Annotated in this window: 14 protein-coding genes; 1 reads left to right on the top strand and 13 read right to left on the bottom strand. The window is 76.3% G+C overall.

The annotated features are described in order from the left end of the window. Positions 1 to 44: 44 nt before the first annotated feature. From cobC to cobM, 6 genes are read right to left on the bottom strand one after another with little or no spacing between them, the layout of a single operon-like run. On the bottom strand, positions 45 to 1,121 hold the full coding sequence (cobC, locus tag ACFF45_RS28175; protein ID WP_381349425.1) for an Rv2231c family histidinol phosphate aminotransferase CobC: 1,077 nt from the start codon (positions 1,119 to 1,121) through the stop codon (positions 45 to 47). Next, positions 1,111 to 2,040, bottom strand: coding sequence for a sirohydrochlorin chelatase (locus ACFF45_RS28180; RefSeq protein WP_381349426.1), 930 nt, complete (start codon positions 2,038 to 2,040; stop codon positions 1,111 to 1,113). The genes cobC and ACFF45_RS28180 overlap by 11 nt, the downstream gene beginning before the upstream one ends. Next, on the bottom strand, positions 2,037 to 2,639 hold the full coding sequence (locus ACFF45_RS28185; RefSeq protein WP_381349428.1) for a precorrin-8X methylmutase: 603 nt from the start codon (positions 2,637 to 2,639) through the stop codon (positions 2,037 to 2,039). Before ACFF45_RS28185 ends, ACFF45_RS28180 begins: the two co-directional genes overlap by 4 nt. Further along, positions 2,636 to 4,327, bottom strand: coding sequence for a precorrin-3B C(17)-methyltransferase (gene cobJ, locus ACFF45_RS28190; protein ID WP_381349429.1), 1,692 nt, complete (start codon positions 4,325 to 4,327; stop codon positions 2,636 to 2,638). The genes ACFF45_RS28185 and cobJ overlap by 4 nt, the downstream gene beginning before the upstream one ends. Continuing rightward, positions 4,324 to 5,562 carry a precorrin-6y C5,15-methyltransferase (decarboxylating) subunit CbiE gene (gene cbiE, locus ACFF45_RS28195; RefSeq protein ID WP_381349430.1) on the bottom strand — a complete coding sequence of 413 codons (1,239 nt, stop codon included), beginning with the start codon at positions 5,560 to 5,562 and terminating at the stop codon, positions 4,324 to 4,326. Before cbiE ends, cobJ begins: the two co-directional genes overlap by 4 nt. After that, on the bottom strand, positions 5,559 to 6,377 hold the full coding sequence (gene cobM, locus ACFF45_RS28200) for a precorrin-4 C(11)-methyltransferase (protein ID WP_381349432.1): 819 nt from the start codon (positions 6,375 to 6,377) through the stop codon (positions 5,559 to 5,561). The genes cbiE and cobM overlap by 4 nt, the downstream gene beginning before the upstream one ends. 106 nt (positions 6,378 to 6,483) lie before the next feature. On the opposite strand from cobM, the gene ACFF45_RS28205 reads away from it, so the two are divergent. Further along, positions 6,484 to 7,209 (top strand): ZIP family metal transporter, encoded by a 726-nt coding sequence (locus ACFF45_RS28205; protein WP_381349434.1) that lies wholly within the window; start codon positions 6,484 to 6,486, stop codon positions 7,207 to 7,209. Between the two features lie 11 nt (positions 7,210 to 7,220). Here the strand turns inward: ACFF45_RS28205 and cobI are convergent, their stop codons facing one another. The 7 genes from cobI to ACFF45_RS28240 are packed head-to-tail and all read right to left on the bottom strand — an operon-like array spanning position 7,221 to position 18,050. Then, a complete protein-coding gene (gene cobI, locus ACFF45_RS28210; protein WP_381349435.1) occupies positions 7,221 to 7,952 on the bottom strand; it encodes a precorrin-2 C(20)-methyltransferase in 732 nt (243 codons plus the stop codon). After that, positions 7,949 to 9,322 carry a cobyrinic acid a,c-diamide synthase CobB gene (locus ACFF45_RS28215; protein ID WP_381349436.1) on the bottom strand — a complete coding sequence of 458 codons (1,374 nt, stop codon included), beginning with the start codon at positions 9,320 to 9,322 and terminating at the stop codon, positions 7,949 to 7,951. Before ACFF45_RS28215 ends, cobI begins: the two co-directional genes overlap by 4 nt. Further along, positions 9,316 to 9,915 (bottom strand): cob(I)yrinic acid a,c-diamide adenosyltransferase, encoded by a 600-nt coding sequence (gene cobO, locus ACFF45_RS28220; protein ID WP_381349438.1) that lies wholly within the window; start codon positions 9,913 to 9,915, stop codon positions 9,316 to 9,318. Before cobO ends, ACFF45_RS28215 begins: the two co-directional genes overlap by 7 nt. Next, complete coding sequence (locus tag ACFF45_RS28225; RefSeq protein ID WP_381349440.1) at positions 9,915 to 11,918, bottom strand: putative cobaltochelatase; 2,004 nt, start codon at positions 11,916 to 11,918, stop codon at positions 9,915 to 9,917. The genes cobO and ACFF45_RS28225 overlap by 1 nt, the downstream gene beginning before the upstream one ends. Continuing rightward, a complete protein-coding gene (gene cobN / locus ACFF45_RS28230; RefSeq protein ID WP_381349441.1) occupies positions 11,915 to 15,571 on the bottom strand; it encodes a cobaltochelatase subunit CobN in 3,657 nt (1,218 codons plus the stop codon). The genes ACFF45_RS28225 and cobN overlap by 4 nt, the downstream gene beginning before the upstream one ends. Beyond that, a complete protein-coding gene (locus tag ACFF45_RS28235; protein WP_381349443.1) occupies positions 15,568 to 17,103 on the bottom strand; it encodes a cobyric acid synthase in 1,536 nt (511 codons plus the stop codon). The genes cobN and ACFF45_RS28235 overlap by 4 nt, the downstream gene beginning before the upstream one ends. Beyond that, the gene (locus ACFF45_RS28240) at positions 17,100 to 18,050 is read right to left on the bottom strand and encodes a cobalamin biosynthesis protein (protein WP_381349444.1); all 951 of its coding nucleotides are present in this window, start codon (positions 18,048 to 18,050) and stop codon (positions 17,100 to 17,102) included. The genes ACFF45_RS28235 and ACFF45_RS28240 overlap by 4 nt, the downstream gene beginning before the upstream one ends. Positions 18,051 to 18,095 lie beyond the last annotated feature (45 nt).

The raw sequence follows: 18,095 nt of genomic DNA on the forward strand, positions 1-18,095 counted from the left end.
CGTCGCCGCGGGCGGTCGGCGGGATCGGCAGTCCGCCGGATCGGTCACCCGGCGGAGCGCCCCGCCGGATCGCCGCCCGGTGTCGCCGCCGTCTCCAGTGCGTGCAGGAAGGCGTCCGTCGTCGCCCGGTCCCGTACCGCCAGCCGCAGCCAGTCCTCGCCCAGCCCCGGGAAGGTGTCCCCGCGGCGGACCGCGAACCCCAGGTCCCGCAGCCGCCGGCGGACCGCGGCCGCGCGCGGCAGCCGGACGAGGACGAAGGGGCCCGCGGCCGGCTCCACGACCCGCACCCCGGCGATCCGGGCCAGCCCGGCCACGAGGTGGGCCCGGTCGGCGGCGACGCGATGGGCGGCGTGGGCCGCCTCCGCCAGGGCACGCGGGGCCACGCAGGCCTCCGCGGCGGTCAGCGCGGGCGTGCAGACGGGCCACAGCGGCTGGGCGCGTGCCAGCTCCGCGACGGTCTCCGGGTGCGCCAGGACGTACCCGACGCGCAGCCCGGCCAGGCCCCAGGTCTTCGTCAGGCTGCGCAGCACCACGAGCCCGGGGACGTCCGTCCGCCCGGCCAGCGCCTCCCGCTCGCCCGGCACGGCGTCCATGAACGCCTCGTCCACCACCAGCGTCCGCCCCGGGCGTGCCAGTCCCGCCACGTCGGCGGCCGGGTGCAGCACCGACGTGGGGTTCGTCGGGTTGCCGATCACCACCAGGTCGGCGTCCTCCGGCACGGCCGCCGGATCCAGCCGGAAGCCGTCCTCCGCCCGCAGCAGCACCCGCCCGACGGTGTGCCCGGCGTCCCGCAGCGCGGCCTCCGGCTCGGTGAACTGCGGGTGCACCACGACCGGTCGGCACACCTTCAGCGCTCGCGCCAGCAGCACGAACGCCTCGGCGGCGCCCGCCGTCAGCAGCACCCGCTCCGCGCCGACCCCGTGCCGCGCCGCCACCGCCTCCCGGGCCCGCCGGCCGTCCGGATAGGCGGCGAGCCCGCCCAGCGAACCGGCGATCACCTCCCGCAGCCACGGCGGCGGCGTGCCCGCGCGGACGTTCACGGCGAGATCGACGAGCGCCGCGCCGTCGTCGCGGACCTCGGCGTCCCCGTGGTGCCGCAGGTCGTGCGCGTCAGTGGGCATGGGAGTGCGCGTGGTGATGCCCGTGCCCGTGCCCATGGTGGTGGCCGTCGTCGTCGGGGTGATGGTGCGGCTGCTGCGGCAGGCCCACCTTGTCCTCGAACCCGGGCAGCGCGACGCGGTACACGCACGAGTCGCAGTTCATCCGCAGATCGCCCTTCAGGGCCTCCTCGTACCGCTCCATCACCAGGTCCAGCAGCTCCGGCTCCGGCCCGATGACGTCCGCCGAGCGCACCTCGACCTCCGGGTGCGCGGCCGCCCAGCCCTCGGTCTGCTGGCGCACCCGGTCCGGCAGGATGCCGGTGAACAGGAAGTAGGGCAGCACGACGATCCGCCGCGCGCCCAGCCGCAGGCACCGGTCCAGCCCGCTCGGCACGTCCGGCGCCGCCAGCGACACGTACGCCGTCTCCACCCCGGCGTACCCGCGCCCCTCCCACAGCAGCCGGGCCGCCTTGTGCACCTCGGCGTTGGCGTCCGGGTCCGTGGACCCGCGCCCGACCAGCAGCACCGTCACGTCGGCACGGTCCCCGGGGGTGCGCCCCCCGGCGCCCAGCGCCTCCTCCAGCCGCCGCTCCAGCACCGACAGCAGCGCCGGGTGCGGACCGAGCGGGCGGCCGTAGGTGTACGAGATCCCGGGGTGCCGCACCTTCTCGCGGGCCAGCGCGGCCGGGATGTCGCCCTTGGCGTGCCCGGCGGAGACCAGCATCAGCGGCACGGCCGCGAAGCGGCGCACGCCCCGCTCCACCAGCTCGGCGACGGCCTCGCCGAGCGGCGGCGGGGACAGCTCGATGAAGCCGCCCGCGACGGGCAGTTCGGGGTGGCGGCGCCCCAGCTCCCGCACGAAGTCGCGGAACGCCTCGGCTCCGGCGTCGTCCCGGGTGCCGTGGCCGGCGATGAGCAGGGCGGGCGGCGGGGTGGTCACGGTTTCTCCTCGGGAAGCGAATCGGCGGACGAAGCGGGGTGGTACAGAAGCGCGTTGAGCGCGGCGGCGGCGACCGCCGAGCCGCCCTTCTCGGACACGTTGCTGACGGCGGGCAGCCCGCTGGCGCGCAACGCGGCCTTGGACTCGGCCGCGCCGACGAACCCGACGGGCAGACCGATGACGAGCGCCGGGTCGGCGTCCAGCGTGAGCAGTTCCTCCAGGGCGGTCGGCGCGCAGCCGATCACCCACAGCGCGCCCGGCCCGACCTGCTCGTACGCCAGCCGCACGGCGTGCGCGGACCGGGTCAGGCCGGGACCGGCCTGCGCCTCCTTCAGCCGGCAGACGGTCTCGCGCCGGGTGATACCGGCGGCGACCATCTCCACGTCCACGACGACGGGCGCCCCGGCGTGCAGCGCGGCGCACGCCTGCTCCAGCGCGGCCTCGTCCGTCACCAGGTCGGTGGCGTAGTCGAGGTCGGCGGCGGAGTGGATCACCCGCTCCACCACCGCCCGCGTGAGCGGCGGGAAGTGCGAGGTGTCCAGGCGGGCGCGCAGCCGCCGGAAGGACTCCTGCTCGATGGGGTGGACCACGCGGTTCACCGGGCCTCCTCCTGCGACGTCTGCCAGCGGTAGCCGCGCGGTGTCACCATACGGCCCGCGATCTGCCGGGTCGCGGTGTTGCCCACCGTCACGACCGTCATCATGTCGACCGTCGCCGGGTCCAGCCCGCCCAGCGTGGTCAGCCGGCTGGACTCGTCCGGCCGCGACGCGTTGCGCACGACCCCGACCGGAGTGGCCGGGTCCCGGTGCCCGGCGAGGACCGACAGCGCCTTCGGCAGCTGCCAGTCGCGGCCCCGGCTGCGCGGATTGTAGAAGGTGACGACGAGGTCCGCCTCGGCCGCCGCCCGCACCCGCCGCTCGATGACCTCCCACGGCGTGTGCAGGTCGGACAGGCTGATGGAGACGTGGTCGTGGCCGAGCGGCGCGCCGAGGATCGCCCCGGCCGCCAGCGCCGCCGTCACCCCGGGCACGCCGACCACGTCGATGTCGTCGGACGCCTCGGCGAGCGCCGGGGAGGCCATGGCGTACACGCCCGCGTCGCCGCTGCCGATCAGCGCGACCGCCTGCCCGCGCCGGGCCTCCTCGACGGCGGTCCGCGCCCGCTCCTCCTCCGCGCCCAGCCCGGACTCCACGATCCGGGTGCCGGGGCGCAGCAGGTCGCGGATCTGGTCGACGTACTGGTCGAGTCCGACCAGCACCGACGCCCGCTCCAGCTCGGCCCTGGCGCGCGGGGTGAGCAGGTCGCGGGCGCCCGGCCCGAGCCCGACCACCGCGAGCCGCCCGCGTCCCGGCCGCCGCACGACCGCGCAGGTCGCCGTCGCGGGGCTGGCCGCCGACTTCCGCTTCGGCACGAGGAGTTCGCCGCCGCGGACCAGCGCGGCGGCCTCCGCCACCGACGGGGTGCCGACGGCGGCCAGCGGCGCGTCCGACGGGTTCGGCACGCCGACGGCGGCCAGCTCCTCGGCCGGGTACGTCACCAGCGGCACCCCGAGCCGGGCGGCCGCGCCCACGATGCCGGGCTCGTCGCGCTTGGCGTCCACGGTGGCCAGCTCGGCGACGCTGCGCGCCGACAGCCCCGCGTCCCGCAGCGCGCTCTCGATCACACCGAGTACTTCCGCCTCGGGCGCCCCCTTGGACGCACCGACCCCCACCACCAGCGTCGGCGGCCGCAGCACCACCTCGTGCGCGGCGGGCTCGGCGAGGCGGTCCGTGACGCGGACCGTGTACGCGCCCTCCGCGGCGACCGGCAGCGGCGGCAGCGGCCAGGCGACCTCCGCGCGCAGCGCCACCGGCTCCCCGTCCAGCAGCGCCCGCGACACGGCCGCGACCGCGCCCTCCACCGGCAGCCCGAGCGTGTCCAGGCCGGCGATGCCGACCGCGTCCGTCGCCGTCGTCACCACCGGCTCCGCGCCCAGCACCGCACCCACCTCGCGGGCCAGGCCGTTGGCGCCGCCGCCGTGCCCGCCGGTCAGCGCCACGGCGTACCGGCCGGCCTCGTCGACGCAGACCACGCCCGGGTCGGCCGTCTTGTCCGCCAGCAGCGGCGCGACCAGCCGGACGACCGCACCGGTCGCCAGGAAGCACACCAGCTGCTCGCACTCGGCGAACGCCCGCCGCACGGCGTCCGCCACGGGTCCGTCGTACACGCGCGTGCGGTCCGGCCACACCGCGGCCAGCCGGTCCCGCGCCGCAGCCCCCGCCGCGGTGGCGGAAATGAGGCCGATCACTGGGCAACTCCTTCACAACGGGCCGGGGGCCGCACGCCCCACAGCAGGAAAACCGGATTGGTCGCCGCGAGCCGGGTCACGTCCCCGGGCAGCGGCGCGAGCCGGGACGACTGCAACAGCACCCCGTCGCACTCCAGCCCCGCGCTCGTCAGGGCCGCGCGGGCGGCGGGCACCCGGTCGAGCGCGGCCATCGCGACGACCACCGTGCGCCGGGCGCGGCGCGCGCAGGCGGCCACGACGGCGGGCAGCTCGCGCCCGCCCCCGCCCACGAACACCGCGTCGGGGTCGTCGGGCAGCTCCGCCAGCGCGTCCGGCGCCGCCCCGTGCACCACGCGCACGTCCACGCCGTGCGCGGCGGCGTTGGCACGGATCCGCGCCACGCCGTCCGCCGCCTTCTCCACGGCGACGGCCGCCGCGCCCAGCCGGGCGCACTCCACGGCCACCGAGCCGGAGCCCGCGCCGACGTCCCACACCAGGTCGCCGAGCCGGGGGCCCAGCCGGGCCAGGGCCAGCGCCCGCACCTCGAACTTGGTGATCATCGAGTCGCGGTGCGCGAACGCGTCCTCCGCCAGGGCCCATCCGGCCGGCCCCGGCGCCGGACCGGCCACCGTGCGCACCGCGTCCACCGCCCGGCCCGGGTCCAGGCACAGCACGACGCTCACCGCCGTGCCCCAGTCCCGCGCCGCCGCCTCGGCGGGCGTCACCCGTTCCACCCGCTCCCGCCGCGGATCGCCCAGCGCGGAGGCGACCACCAGCACCCGGCCGGTGTCCCGCAGCGCCGCGCCCAGCTCGGCCGGACCGGCGCCCGGACCGGTCAGCACGGCCACCTTGGGGTGCGCCCGGCACACGTTCACCGCCGTACGCGGCTGCCGCCCGTGCGCGCTGACCACCACCGCGTCGTCCCAGGGCAGCCCGGCCCGCGCGAACGCGGCGGCCACCGACGACACCCCGGGCCGCACGTCCAGCCGCCGCGGCCCGAACCGCTCGGCCAGCGCCCGCACGATCCCCAGGAACCCCGGATCGCCCGAGGCCAGCACGACCACGGGCCGGTCCTTGTCGACGTACGCCTCGATCGCGTCCAGCGCGGGCGCCAGCGGTCCGAGCACGATCCGCTCGGCCCCCGCCGGCAGCCGCACGGCGTCCAGGTGCCGCCGCCCGCCGACGACCAGCGCGGCGTCGGCCGTCAGCTCCTCCGGCACGGGCGCCCCGGTGCCCGTGCCGACCACTCTGATCACGTCTGGGCACCCCGCGCGCGCAGCTCCTTGCGGGCCTGCGGGTCGGCCTTGCGGTACCCGTGGAAGTGCCCCGGGTGGTACAGGTGCGAGCGGGTGCCGTGCGCGTCCAGGGCAGGGCCGACCAGGAACAGCGTGTGCTTCCAGAGCTTGTGCTCCTTGACCGTCTCCTCCAGTGTGCCGACCGTGCACCGGACGACCAGCTCCTCCGGCCAGGTCGCCTGGTGGGCGACGACGACCGGCGTGGTCGTCGGGTAGCCGCCCTCCAGCAGCTCCCGCACCAGCTGGCCGCTGCGCGCCGCCGACAGGAAGATCGCCATGGTGGTGCCGTGCTTGGCGAACTCGCGCACCTCCTCGCCGGGCGGCATCGGCGTCTTGCCGCCGCCCAGCCGGGTCAGCACCACGGACTGCGCCACCTCGGGGATGGTCAGCTCCCGCCGGGCCAGCGCGGCCACGGCGGAGAACGCCGAGACGCCGGGCACGACCTCGGTCGCGATGCCGATCCCGGCACACCGGTCCAGCTGCTCCTGCGTACCGCCCCACAGGGCCGGGTCGCCGGAGTGGACGCGGGCCACCTTCAGCCCCTCGGTGAGGGCCCGCTCGTACACGGCCACCACGTCCTCCAGCGACATCGTCGCCGAGTCGAGGATCTCGGCGCCCTCGCGGGCGTGGTCGAGGACCTCCGCCTGGACCAGGCTCGCGGCCCAGATCACGACGTCGGCCTCGGCGATGGCGCGCGCGGCACGGAACGTCAGCAGATCGGCGGCGCCGGGGCCGGCACCGACGAAGGTCACCTTGCCGGCGGGGGCTTCGGCCATGGGTTCGGGTCCTCTCGTACGGGATGTCAACGTGCGGGTGCTGCGGCTGTCAACGCGCGCGCAGCCGGATGTGCGCGACCGCGGGCCGATCGGATAGCAAGGGCGCATGGCGGTCTTCGTCGCGCTGGGCGCGTTCCTGATGACGCTGGCGGGCGGCTGGACGGCACAGCGCGTGACGGACCGCCGTCACCTCGTGCTGGGCCTGGCCGGCGGCCTGATGCTGGGCGTGGTCGGCCTCGACCTGCTCCCCGAGGCGCTCGCGGCGGCGGGCACCGAGGTGCACGGCGTCCCGGCCGCCCTGCTGCTGTTCGTGGCCGGCTTCCTGCTGGCCCACGGGGTGGAACGGCTGCTGGCCGCGCGGCGCGCGGCACACGGCGCCGGCGAACACGCGCGCACCCCGCAGGTGGGCCTGACGGCCGCCGCCGCGATGGTCGCGCACAGCGCCATGGACGGCGTGGCGATCGGCGCCGCCTTCCAGATCGGCGAGGGCATGGGCGTGGCGGTCGCGTTCGCGGTGATCGCCCACGACTTCGCGGACGGCTTCAACACCTTCACGCTCACGACCCTGTACGGCAACGCCCGCCGCCGGGCGGTCGCGATGCTGTGCGCGGACGCGGTGGCCCCCGTCGTGGGCGCGGCGAGCACCCTGCTGGTGACCGTCCCGCAGCCGGTGCTCGGCGGCTACCTCGGACTGTTCGGCGGAGCGCTGCTCTACCTGGCCGCCGCCGAGATCCTGCCCGAGGCCCACCACCGGCACCCCGCCGGCCCGACGCTGCTGTGCACGGTCGGGGGCGCGGCGTTCGTCTGGCTGGTGGTGGGCGTCGCCGAGTGACGCCGCGGGCCTCACAGCTTGCCGCCCCGCCCGCCGTCGCGCCGCGGCGGCGCGATGAGCGTGGACAGGTACGGCAGCGGTGCCCCGTCGAGCTCACCGGCGGGCCGCACGGACTCCTCCGGCAGCCCGAGGGCCGACCCCCAGACGGCACCCTCGATCCGCCCGCTGTCCCGGAGCGCCTCGACGACCTCGGCGGCCTGCCGGCCGAACTTGTAGGCGACGACGGTCCCGGGACCGTTCAGCGCGTCCTTCAGCACCGCCGCACCGGCGGTCACCGGCACCAGCGTCAGCGGCTCGGTGCCCTCCGTCAGCACGGCACCCGACCGCGCGGCGAGGTCCTGCATGGCGGTGATGCCGGGCACGGTCTCCACGACGGTGCCCGGGACCAGCCCGGCGACGGTCTGCGCCAGATAGGTGAAGGTGGAGTACACGTTCGGGTCGCCGATGGTGGCGAACGCGACCGAGGCGTGCCGCCGCAGCAGCCCGGCGACGCGCTCGCCGGCCGCGTCCCACGCCGCCTCGCGGCGGGTCCGGTCGGTCCGCTCGTTCAGCGCGAACACCACCCGGACGACCTTCTCCTCGGGCACGTAGTGCAGCACCGTCGCCTCGGCGCGCCCCCGCTCCCCGGTGTCCATCACGGGGACGACGACGACGTCGGCGGCGCGCAGCGCGTTGACGCCCTTCACGGTCACCAGCTCGGGATCGCCCGGACCGACGCCCACTCCGATCAGCCTGCTGCTCATGACGTCCGGCACCTCTCCACGAACCGACTCGCGACACCGGGCCGGGACGCCCAGTGCGTGTGCAGATAACTCGCGTGCACACCACGCTGTACGAAACCTTCGACGCCCCGCCGGGGCGTGCGCACGCCCCAGGCGGGCGACGCCCCCGCGCCGGGCTCGACGGCGGTGCGGTGGAACTCGTGCCCCCGCATCCGGGTGCCGGCGCCGGCCAGCGCGCTGTCGCTCACGGCGACGGCGTCGCGGTACCCGAGGGTGAGCCGCCGCGTCATCCGCGCGGAGGCCTCCAGCACCCCGCACATCGGCAGCCCGTCCAGCTCCCGGCACAGGTACAGCAGCCCGGCGCACTCGGCGGCGACGGGGGCGCCCCGCCCGGCGAGCGCGGCGACGGCCCGGCGCAGCGGCTCGTTGGCCGACAGCTCCCCGGCGTACACCTCGGGGAACCCGCCCCCGACGACCAGGCCGCGGGTGCCCTCGGGCAGCCGCTCGTCGCGCAACGGGTCGAACACGACCACCTCGGCCCCGGCGGCGGCGAGCAGTTCGGCGTGCTCGGCGTACGAGAACGTGAACGCGGCCCCGCCGGCGACGGCGACCCGCACGTCCGCGACGGGACGGGGCGGCACGGGCGAGTCGGCCAGGGCCGCGCCCGCGTCCCACGCCGCGCACGGCAGCGCACCCGCGCCGCCGGCCAGCGCCACCAGCGCGTCCAGATCACACCCGGCGGCGACCTGCGCGGCCATCGCCGCGACGGCCGCCACCGCCGCCGCCCGCCGCTCGGCGACCGGCACCAGCCCCAGGTGCCGTGAGGGGGTGTCCACCTGCGGCGCCCGCCGCAGCACCCCCAGCACCGGCACCCCGGCGGATTCCAGCGCCTCCCGCAGCAACGCCTCGTGCCGGTCCGAGGCGACCTTGTTCAGGATCACGCCCCCGATCCGCACCCGCGGGTCCCACGACACGAACCCGTGCACCAGCGCCGCCACCGACCGTGACTGCGACGAGGCGTCGACGACCAGCACCACCGGCGCCCGCAGCACCTTGGCCACCTGCGCGGTGGAGGCCAGCTCGCCTTCCCCCGCGGCCCCGTCGTACAGCCCCATGACGCCCTCGACGACGGCGATGTCACAGCCCCGCGCCCCGTGCGCGAACAGCGGCCCGACCAGCTCCGGCCCGCACAGGTACGCGTCGAGGTTCCGCCCCGCCCGCCCGGTCGCGAGCGCGTGGTAGCCGGGGTCGATGTAGTCCGGCCCGACCTTGTGCGGGGACACGGCGAGCCCCCGCGCGGCGAGCGCGGCCATCAGCCCCGTGGCGACGGTGGTCTTGCCGCTGCCCGAGGAGGGCGCGGCGACGACCAGCCGGGGCACGGACGTCACCACTCGATGCCCCTCTGCCCCTTCTGCCCGACGTCCATCGGATGCTTGACCTTGGACATGTCGGTGACGAGATCGGCGAAGTCGACCAGCGGTCCGGGCGCGTTGCGGCCGGTGATCACGACGTGCTGGGTCCCGGGGCGGTCGCGCAGCACCGCCACGACCTCGGCGGTGTCGATCCACCCCCAGTGCAGCGGGTAGGCGAACTCGTCCAGCACGTACAGCCGGTACGTCTCGGCGGCCAGGTCCCGCTTGACCTGCTCCCAGCCCTCGCGGGCCTTGTCCTCGTTGTCCATCTGCGCGTCCCGCTGGACCCAGGACCAGCCCTCGCCCATCTTGTGCCAGGCGACGGTCCCGCCCTCCCCGGAGTCGCCGAGCACCCGCAGCGCCCGCTCCTCGCCGACCTTCCACTTCGCCGACTTGACGAACTGGAACACCCCGATCGGCCACCCCTGGTTCCAGGCCCGCAGCGCCAGCCCGAAGGCGGCGGTGGACTTGCCCTTGCCGACGCCCGTGTGCACCACGACCAGCGGCCGGTTGCGGCGCTGACGGGTCGTCAGCCCGTCGTCGGGGATGACACTCGGCTGTCCCTGCGGCATTACGCGGCCCTCCTGGTTCCCTGTACGTCCCGTACCAGCCCGGCGATGCTGTCCGCGCGCAGCTCGTCCAGCGTCACGGCGGTGCCGCCCAGCGCGTCCGCGAGCTGCCCGGCGAGCCCCAGCCGCACCGGCCCCGACTCGCAGTCCACCACCACCGAGGCGACCTGCCCGGCGGCGAACAGCCGCGCCGCCCGCCCGGCCAGCGCCACCGGCTCCGGGCCACCGGTGGCCCGCCCGTCGGTCACCACCACGACCAGCGCACGCCGCGCCGGGTCCCGCAGCCGCTCCACGCGCAGCACCTCGTGCGCCCTGAGCAGCCCGGCGGCCAGCGGCGTACGGCCGCCCGTGGGCAGCGACTCCAGCCGGGCCGCCGCCGCGTCGACCGACGAGGTCGGCGGCAGCGCGACATCGGCGGCCGACCCGCGGAAGGTCACCAGACCCACCTTGTCCCGCCGCTGGTAGGCGTCGAGCAGCAGCGACAGCACGGCACCCTTCACGGCGCCCATCCGCTGCCGCGCCGCCATCGACCCGGAGGCGTCCACCACGAACAGCACGAGGTTGCCCTCGCGCCCCTCCCGGGTCGCCTGCCGCAGGTCGTCCCGGCGGATCACCAGACCCGGACCCGACCGGCCCCGCGCCCGCTGGTGCGGTGCGGCGGCCTGCACGGTCGCGGCCAGGTGCAGCTTGGTCAGGGCGCCCCGGGGCCGCCGGGCGCCCGTGGTCCGCCCGTGCTCGGTGCGCGCCCGCGAGCGCCGCCCGGCGGCGCCCTCGCCCAGACCGGGCACGCTCAGCACCTTCGTGCGGAACGGCTCGGCCGCCCGTGCGGCGGACTGCTCGCCCGCGCCGGCCGGCTGCGGCTCGCCCCCCTCGCCGGCCTCGGGGCGCGCGGCGGTGTCACCGCCCTGCGGGCCCGCGTCGGGCGCCGGCTGCCCGCCGCCACCGCCGGGCCCGTCCGGGCCGGGATCCGGGTCGTCGTGGGGGTCGTCGTCCTCCCCGGAGAACTCCTCCAGCGTCTGGTCGAGCTTGTCCTCGTCCAGCCCCGGCGCGTCGAAGGGGTTGCGGCGACGCCGGTGCGGCAGCGCCAGCAGCGCCGCCTGCCGGACGTCCTCGGCGAGGACGTCCGTCCGGCCCGCCCACGCGGCCAGCGCCGTCGCGGTGCGCGCCATCACGATGTCGGCGCGCATGCCGTCCACCTCGAAGGCCGCGCAGGTCGCCGCGATCTGCCGCAGCGCCCCGTCGCCCAGCCGCACGGACGGCAGCAGCTCGCGGGCCGCCACGATCCGCGCCCGGACGGCGGCCTCCTCCTCCGCCCAGCGCGCCGCGAAACCGGCCGGGTCGTCGTCGTGGGCGAGGCGCCGCCGCACCACCTCCACCCGCTGGCCGGGTTCGCGCGAGGCGGCGACCTCCACGGTGAGCCCGAACCGGTCGAGCAGCTGCGGCCGCAGCTCGCCCTCCTCCGGGTTCATGGTGCCGACCAGCAGGAACCGCGCGGCGTGCCGCACGGAGACGCCCTCGCGCTCCACGTACGACGCGCCCATCGCGGCCGCGTCCAGCAGCAGGTCGACCAGGTGGTCGTGGAGGAGGTTGACCTCGTCGACGTAGAGGACGCCGCGGTGCGCGTCGGCGAGCAGTCCGGGCTCGAACGCCTTCACGCCCTCGGCGAGCGCCCGCTCGATGTCGAGCGCGCCGACCAGCCGGTCCTCGGAGGCGCCGACGGGCAGCTCGACCATCCGCGCGGGCCGCGTCGCCTCCGCGCCCGCCTCGTGCGGCCCGTCCGGGCAGCCGGGGTCGGGGGAGGCCGGGTCGCAGGAGAAGCGGCAGCCGGGGACGACGGCGACCGCCGGCAGCAGCGCGGACAGCGCCCGCACCGCCGTCGACTTGGCGGTGCCCTTCTCACCGCGCACCAGCACACCGCCGACCGCCGGGGAGACGGCGTTCAGCAGCAGCGCGAGCCGCAGGTCGTCCTGGCCGACCACGGCCGTGAACGGGAACGGGGTGGTCACTTGTCGTCGCCTTCCAGGTCGCCTTCCAGCTCCAGGTACGTGGCCCGCAGCCGCTCCAGGGTCTCCGCCTCCGGCTCGGCCCACAGACCGCGCTCGGCGGCCTCCAGCAGCCGTTCCGTGATCCCGCGCAGCGCCCACGGGTTGGACCGCTTCATGAAGTCCCGGTTCTCCGGGTCGAAGACGTACTCGGCGCTGAGCTTCTCGTACATCCAGTCGTCCACGACCCCGGCGGTGGCGTCGTAGCCGAAGAGGTAGTCCACGGTGGCCGCCATCTCGAAGGCGCCCTTGTAGCCGTGCCGGCGCATCGCCGCCATCCAGCGCGGGTTGACCACCCGGGCGCGGAAGACGCGGTGCGTCTCCTCGCCCAGGGTGCGGGTCCTCACCTGGTCGGGCGTCGCCGAGTCGCCCACGTACGCCTCGGGGCTGGCGCCCGTCAGGTGCCGCACCATGGCGACCATGCCGCCGTGGTACTGGAAGTAGTCGTCGGCGTCCACGAGGTCGTGCTCGCGGGTGTCGACGTTCTTCGCCGCCACCGCGATCCGCCGGAACGCCGTCTCCATGTCCCCGCGCGCCGCCCGCCCGTCGAGCCCGCGCCCGTAGGCGTAGCCGCCCCACACCGCGTACACCTCGGCGAGGTCGGCGTCGGAGCGCCAGTTGCGGGCGTCGATCAGCGGCAGCAGACCCGCGCCGTACGCGCCCGGCTTGGAGCCGAAGACGCGGGCGGTGGCGCGCCGCCGGTCACCGTGCTCGGCGGTGTCCTCGTCGGCGTGCGCCCGCACGTAGTTGGCGTCGGCGGGCTCGTCCAGCTCCGCCACCGCCCGTACCGCGTCGTCGATCAGCCCGACCACGTGCGGGAAGGCGTCCCGGAAGAAGCCGGAGATGCGGACCGTGACGTCGATGCGGGGCCGGCCCAGCTCGCTCAGCGGCACGATCTCGAACCCGGTCACCCGCCGGGAGGCGTCGTCCCACACCGGACGGCACCCCAGCAGCGCGAGGATCTCGGCGATGTCGTCGCCCTGGGTGCGCATCGCGGAGGTGCCCCACACCGTCAGGCCGACCGACTTCGGGTAGGCGCCGGTGTCGGTCAGGTACCGCTGGACCAGGGAGTCCGCGAGCGACTGGCCGACCTCCCAGCTCAGCCGGGACGGAATCGCCTTGGGGTCGACGGAGTAGAAGTTGCGGCCGGTCGGCAGGACGTTGACCAGCCCGCGGGTGGGGGAGCCGGACGGCCCGGCCGGGACGTACCCGCCGTCCAGCGCCCGCAGGATGTGCCCGATCTCGTCCGTGGTCCGGGCGAGCCGCGGCACGACCTCGGCGCAGGCGAACTCCAGCACGGCCACGGCGTCGGCCAGTTCGGTGCCCAGCACCTCCCGCACCAGGCCCGGGACGGCCGCGGGGTGCCACTCCCGGGCCTCCATGCCCTCCGCGAACCGCCGGCACACCTGCTCCAGCAGGTCGATCGCGTCGGCGCCCGTCCGGGACGGGCCCGGCACCAGGTCCGTCAGCTCCACCGGCACCTTCACCGGCGCGCCCGGCGCGGCCAGCAGCTCCTTCTCCACCAGCCCGAAGTGCGCGGCCAGCGCGGCCCGCAGGCCGGGCAGCGCGTTCGCCCGCCCGCCCCACACCTGTGCGGCGCGCAGCACCGCGAGGACGAGGTTGACGCGCGGCTCACCGACCGGGCCGCCGCCCAGGACGTGCAGGCCGTCGCGGATCTGCACGTCCTTGATCTCGCACAGGTAGCCGTCGATGTGCATGACGAACTCGTCGAACGCGTCGTCGTCCGGCTGGTCGTCCACGTGCAGGTCGTGGTGGAGCTCGGCCGCCTTCACCAGCGTCCAGATCTGCGCCCGCACGGCCGGCGCCTTCGCCGGGTCCAGGTCCGAGACGAGCGCGTACTCGTCCAGCAGCTGCTCCAGCTTGGCCAGGTCGCCGTAGGTGTCGGCGCGGGCCATCGGCGGCACCAGGTGGTCCACGACGGTGGCGTGGCCGCGGCGCTTGGCCTGGGTGCCCTCGCCGGGGTCGTTGACGATGAACGGGTAGACCAGCGGCAGGTCGCCGAGGACCGCGTCCGGCGCGCACCCGGCGCTCAGCCCGAGCCCCTTGCCCGGCAGCCACTCCATCGTGCCGTGCTTGCCCATGTGCACGACCGCGTCGGCGCCGAAGCCGTTCTCCAGCCACCGGTAGGCCGCCAGGTAGTGGTGGGACGGCGGCATGTCCGGGTCGTGGTAGATCGCGATCGGGTTCTCCCCGAAGCCGCGCGGCGGCTGGATCATGACCACGACGTTGCCGAACCGCAGGGCGGCCAGCACGATGTCGTCGCCGTCGACGTAGAGGGAGCCCGGCGGCTCGCCCCACGCCTCCCGCATGGCCTCCCGCAGCCCGGGGTCGAGCGTGTCGAACCAGGCCCGGTAGTCGGCGAGCGGCACCCGCGCGGGCGCCGCGGCCAGCTGGTCCTCCGTCAGCCACTCCACGTCGTGCCCGCCGGCCTCGATCAGCCGGTGGATCAGCTCGTCGCCGTGGCCGGGGTAGCCGTGCACGCCGTACCCGGCGTCCCGCAGCGCGTCCAGCACCCGCACCGCGGAGGCCGGGGTGTCGAGCCCCACCGCGTTGCCCACCCGGGAGTGCTTGGTCGGGTACGCGGTGAAGACCAGCGCGATCTTCTTGTCGGCGTTCGCCTTGTGCTTCAGCGCCGCGTGCCGCACCGCGATCCCGGCGACCCGCCCGGCCCGCTCGGGGTCGGCCACGTACACCGGGACGTCGTCCGGGCCCTGCTCCTTGAAGGAGAACGGCACGGTGATCAGCCGGCCGTCGAACTCGGGGATCGCGACCTGCATCGCCGCGTCCATGGGGGAGAGGGCGGCGTCCGACTCCTCCCACGCGGCCCGCGACGAGGTCAGGCACAGCCCCTGGAGGACGGGGACGTCCAGGTCGGCCAGCGCGCCGATGTCCCACGCCTCCTCGTCGCCGCCGGCCGACGCCTGCGAGGCGTGCGTGCCGCCGGCCGCGAGGACGGTGGCGACCAGGGCGTCGGCCCGGCCGAGGACCTCGTACAGACCGGCGTCCGCGCCGCGCAGCGAACCGCAGTACACCGGGAGGGCGTTGGCCCCCTTCGCCTCGATCGCGTCGCACAGGGTGTCGACGAAGGCGGTGTTGCCGCTGAGTTCGTGGGCCCGGTAGAAGAGCACGCCGACCGTGGGGCGCCCCTCCCGGACCGCGCGGTCGCCGTGGACGCCGTACTCCGGCATCCGCCGCGGCTCCTCGAAGCCCTCGCCGGTCAGCAGCACGGTGTCGGAGAGGAACCGGGCGAGCTGGGTGAGGTTGTCCGGCCCGCCCTCGACCAGGTAGCGCAGCGCCTCCGCCACCACCCCGGCCGGCACCGACGACTCGGCCATCAGTTCCGCGTCCGGCACCGACTCGCCGCCGAGCAGCACGGTCGGCAGGCCGGACGCCTTCAGCGCGGCGAGCCCGTCCTCCCAGGCCCGCTTGCCGCCGAGCAGCCGGACCACGACCAGGTCCGCGCCCTCGACCAGGCCGGGCAGCTCCTCCCGGACGTCGATCCGGGTCGGGTTGCCGATCCGGTACGAGGCACCGGACGCGGCCCGGGCCGCCAGCAGATCCGTGTCGGCGGTCGACAACAACAACACTGTGCTCATGCGGGTGCTCCCGGGGGGATGAAGGGCAGTCCTTGCGGCGCGCCGGACTCGATGAGCCGCCACAGCGCGTCCGTGTCCGCGTGCTGTTCGATCAGGTCGCCGAGCCGGTCGAGCTGCTCCTCGCGCAGCGCGGCGAACGAGGTGCCGGGCGCCGGCACGAAGCGGCGGCCCGCGGCGGCGGCCACCTCGCGCAGGAAGGCCCGCCGGAAGCCGTCCGACTCCAGCGAGCCGTGCCAGTGCGTGCCCCAGGTCTGCCCGACCCGGCAGCCGTCCAGGCCGCGTCCCGCGCCGTCGGTGAGGAACGCCTCGCCGCCGTGGACGTCGGCGACCCCGTGGTGGATCTCGTAGCCCTCTACGGGCTCGCCGAGGGCTTCCCCGGCGGGCCGGGCGAGGGTCTTCTCGCGGGCGAACCGCACCCGTACGGGCAGCAGCCCGAGCCCGTCGACGCGCCCGCGCCGGCTCTCGACCTCGTCCTCGATGTGCTCGCCGAGGATCTGGAAGCCACCGCAGATGCCGAGGACCGGGCGCCCCTGCGCGGCTCTGCGGAGCACGGCGTCCGCCAGTCCCCGCTCCCGCAGCCACTCCAGGGCCCGGACCGTCCCCCGGGTCCCCGGCAGCACGACGAGATCCGCGTCGGCCAGCTCCTCCGGCCGGTCCACGAACCGCACGACGACACCCGGCTCGGCGGCCAGGGCGTCCACGTCGGTGAAGTTGGACATCAGGGGAACCGCGCAGACCGCGACGCGCAGCACGTCCGCACCGACGGGCGGGGTGGCGCCCGACTCCCGGACCGCCCCGCGCAGGGAGACGGCCATCCCGTCCTCCTCGTCGATGCCGAGGCCGTGCCGGAAGGGCAGCACGCCGTACGTCCGCCGCCCGGTGAGCCCGTGCAGCATGCCGAGGCCGGGCTCCAGCAGCGAGACGTCCCCCCGGAACTTGTTGACCAGGAACCCGGCGACGAGCGCCTGGTCCTCGGGGGAGAGCAGGGCGACGGTCCCGAAGAAGGAGGCGAAGACGCCCCCGCGGTCGATGTCGCCGACCACGAGCACGGGCAGCCGCGCGTTGCGCGCGATCCCCATGTTCACGATGTCGGTCCGCCGCAGATTGATCTCGGCGGGAGAACCGGCCCCCTCACAGATCACCGCGTCATACGTGCCCCGCAGTTCGGCCAGGCACTCCAGCACGGTGCCCAGCAGCGCCTGCTGCCGCCCACCGTGGTAGCCGCGCGCGCTCAGCTCGCCCACCGGCTTGCCGAGCAGCACCACCTGGCTGCTTCGCTCCCCGCCCGGCTTGAGCAGCACGGGGTTCATCAGCGCGGTGGGCTCCACCCGGCACGCCTGCGCCTGCATGGCCTGCGCCCGCCCGATCTCGGCGCCCTCGCGGGTGACGAACGAGTTGAGCGACATGTTCTGCGCCTTGAAGGGCGCGACCCGCACCCCCTGGCGCACCAGCCACCGGCAGATCCCGGCGGTGACGACACTCTTGCCGGCGTCGGAGGTGGTGCCGGCGACGAGCAGCCCACGGCCGGTCACGCGTGCCTCCCCGACAGCCGCCCGCGCAGCAGCGCACCCGCCGCGCTCACCCCGAACGCCAGCCAGCCGACCCGCCGGGACAACCGGACGGCCCGCTCGATGTCGCCGACTTCCACCGCACGCCCCCCACCGTTCAGCACGGGCCGGTGCTCGATGCGGCCCGCATACGACAACGTCCCCCCGAGCCGTACCCCCAACGCCCCCGCGAACGACGCCTCCACCGGCCCGGCGTTGGGACTCGGATGCCGCGCGGCGTCACTCCGCCAGGCCCGTACGGCCCCCCGCGCGTCGCCGCCCGCCAGCACGGCGAGCGCGGCGGTCAGCCGGGCCCCCGGCCATCCGGCGACGTCGTCGAGGCGGGCCGAAGCCCACCCGTAGCGGCGGTACGCGGGCGACTTGTGCCCCACCATCGCGTCCAGCGTGTTCACGGCCCGGAACCCCAGCAGCCCCGGCACGCCCCCCACGGCTCCCCACACCAGGGCGCCCACCAGGGCGTCGGAGGTGTTCTCCGCGACGGACTCGACCACCGCGCGCGCGATCCCGTCCGCGTCCAGCGCCTGCGGATCCCGCCCGCACAGGTGCGGCAGCCGGGCCCGCGCCCCCGCGACGTCCCCGCTCTCCAGGGCCCGCCCGACGGCCCGGGCCTCCCGGGCGAGCGAGGTCCCGCCGACGACGGCCCAGGTGGCGACGCCGGTCAGCGCGACGGAGGCGGCGGGGGAGGACCGTACGGCCCGGTGGGCGGCGGCGCCCAGCGCGACGGCGCCACCGGCGCACACGGCGGCGTGCAGCGCCCCCCACCCGCGGTGGTCGCGCCACAGCCGGCGTTCCACGGCCGCGGCGGCCCGCCCGAACGCGGCGACCGGGTGCCCGCGGCGCGGATCGCCGAGGAGCAGGTCGCCGAGGAGTCCGGCGGCGGCGCCGTACGCGAAGACGCGGTCGGCACGCATGCGGCTCAGCCGGCCGAGCGGTCGGGCAGGGACCTGGTGCAGGAC

It is taken from the genome of Streptomyces cinereospinus, assembly GCF_042430725.1.
GTDB classification, from domain to species: Bacteria; Actinomycetota; Actinomycetes; order Streptomycetales; family Streptomycetaceae; genus Streptomyces; species Streptomyces cinereospinus.

Coding starts and splice junctions, on each gene's coding strand:
- cobM (WP_381349432.1), bottom strand. CDS start 6,377: ATGGCCGAAGCCCCCGCCGGCAAGGTGACCTTCGTCGGTGCCGGCCCC.
- cobN (WP_381349441.1), bottom strand. CDS start 15,571: ATGAGCACAGTGTTGTTGTTGTCGACCGCCGACACGGATCTGCTGGCG.
- cobI (WP_381349435.1), bottom strand. CDS start 7,952: ATGAGCAGCAGGCTGATCGGAGTGGGCGTCGGTCCGGGCGATCCCGAG.
- cobC (WP_381349425.1), bottom strand. CDS start 1,121: ATGCCCACTGACGCGCACGACCTGCGGCACCACGGGGACGCCGAGGTC.
- ACFF45_RS28240 (WP_381349444.1), bottom strand. CDS start 18,050: ATGCGTGCCGACCGCGTCTTCGCGTACGGCGCCGCCGCCGGACTCCTC.
- ACFF45_RS28205 (WP_381349434.1), top strand. CDS start 6,484: ATGGCGGTCTTCGTCGCGCTGGGCGCGTTCCTGATGACGCTGGCGGGC.
- cobO (WP_381349438.1), bottom strand. CDS start 9,915: ATGCCGCAGGGACAGCCGAGTGTCATCCCCGACGACGGGCTGACGACC.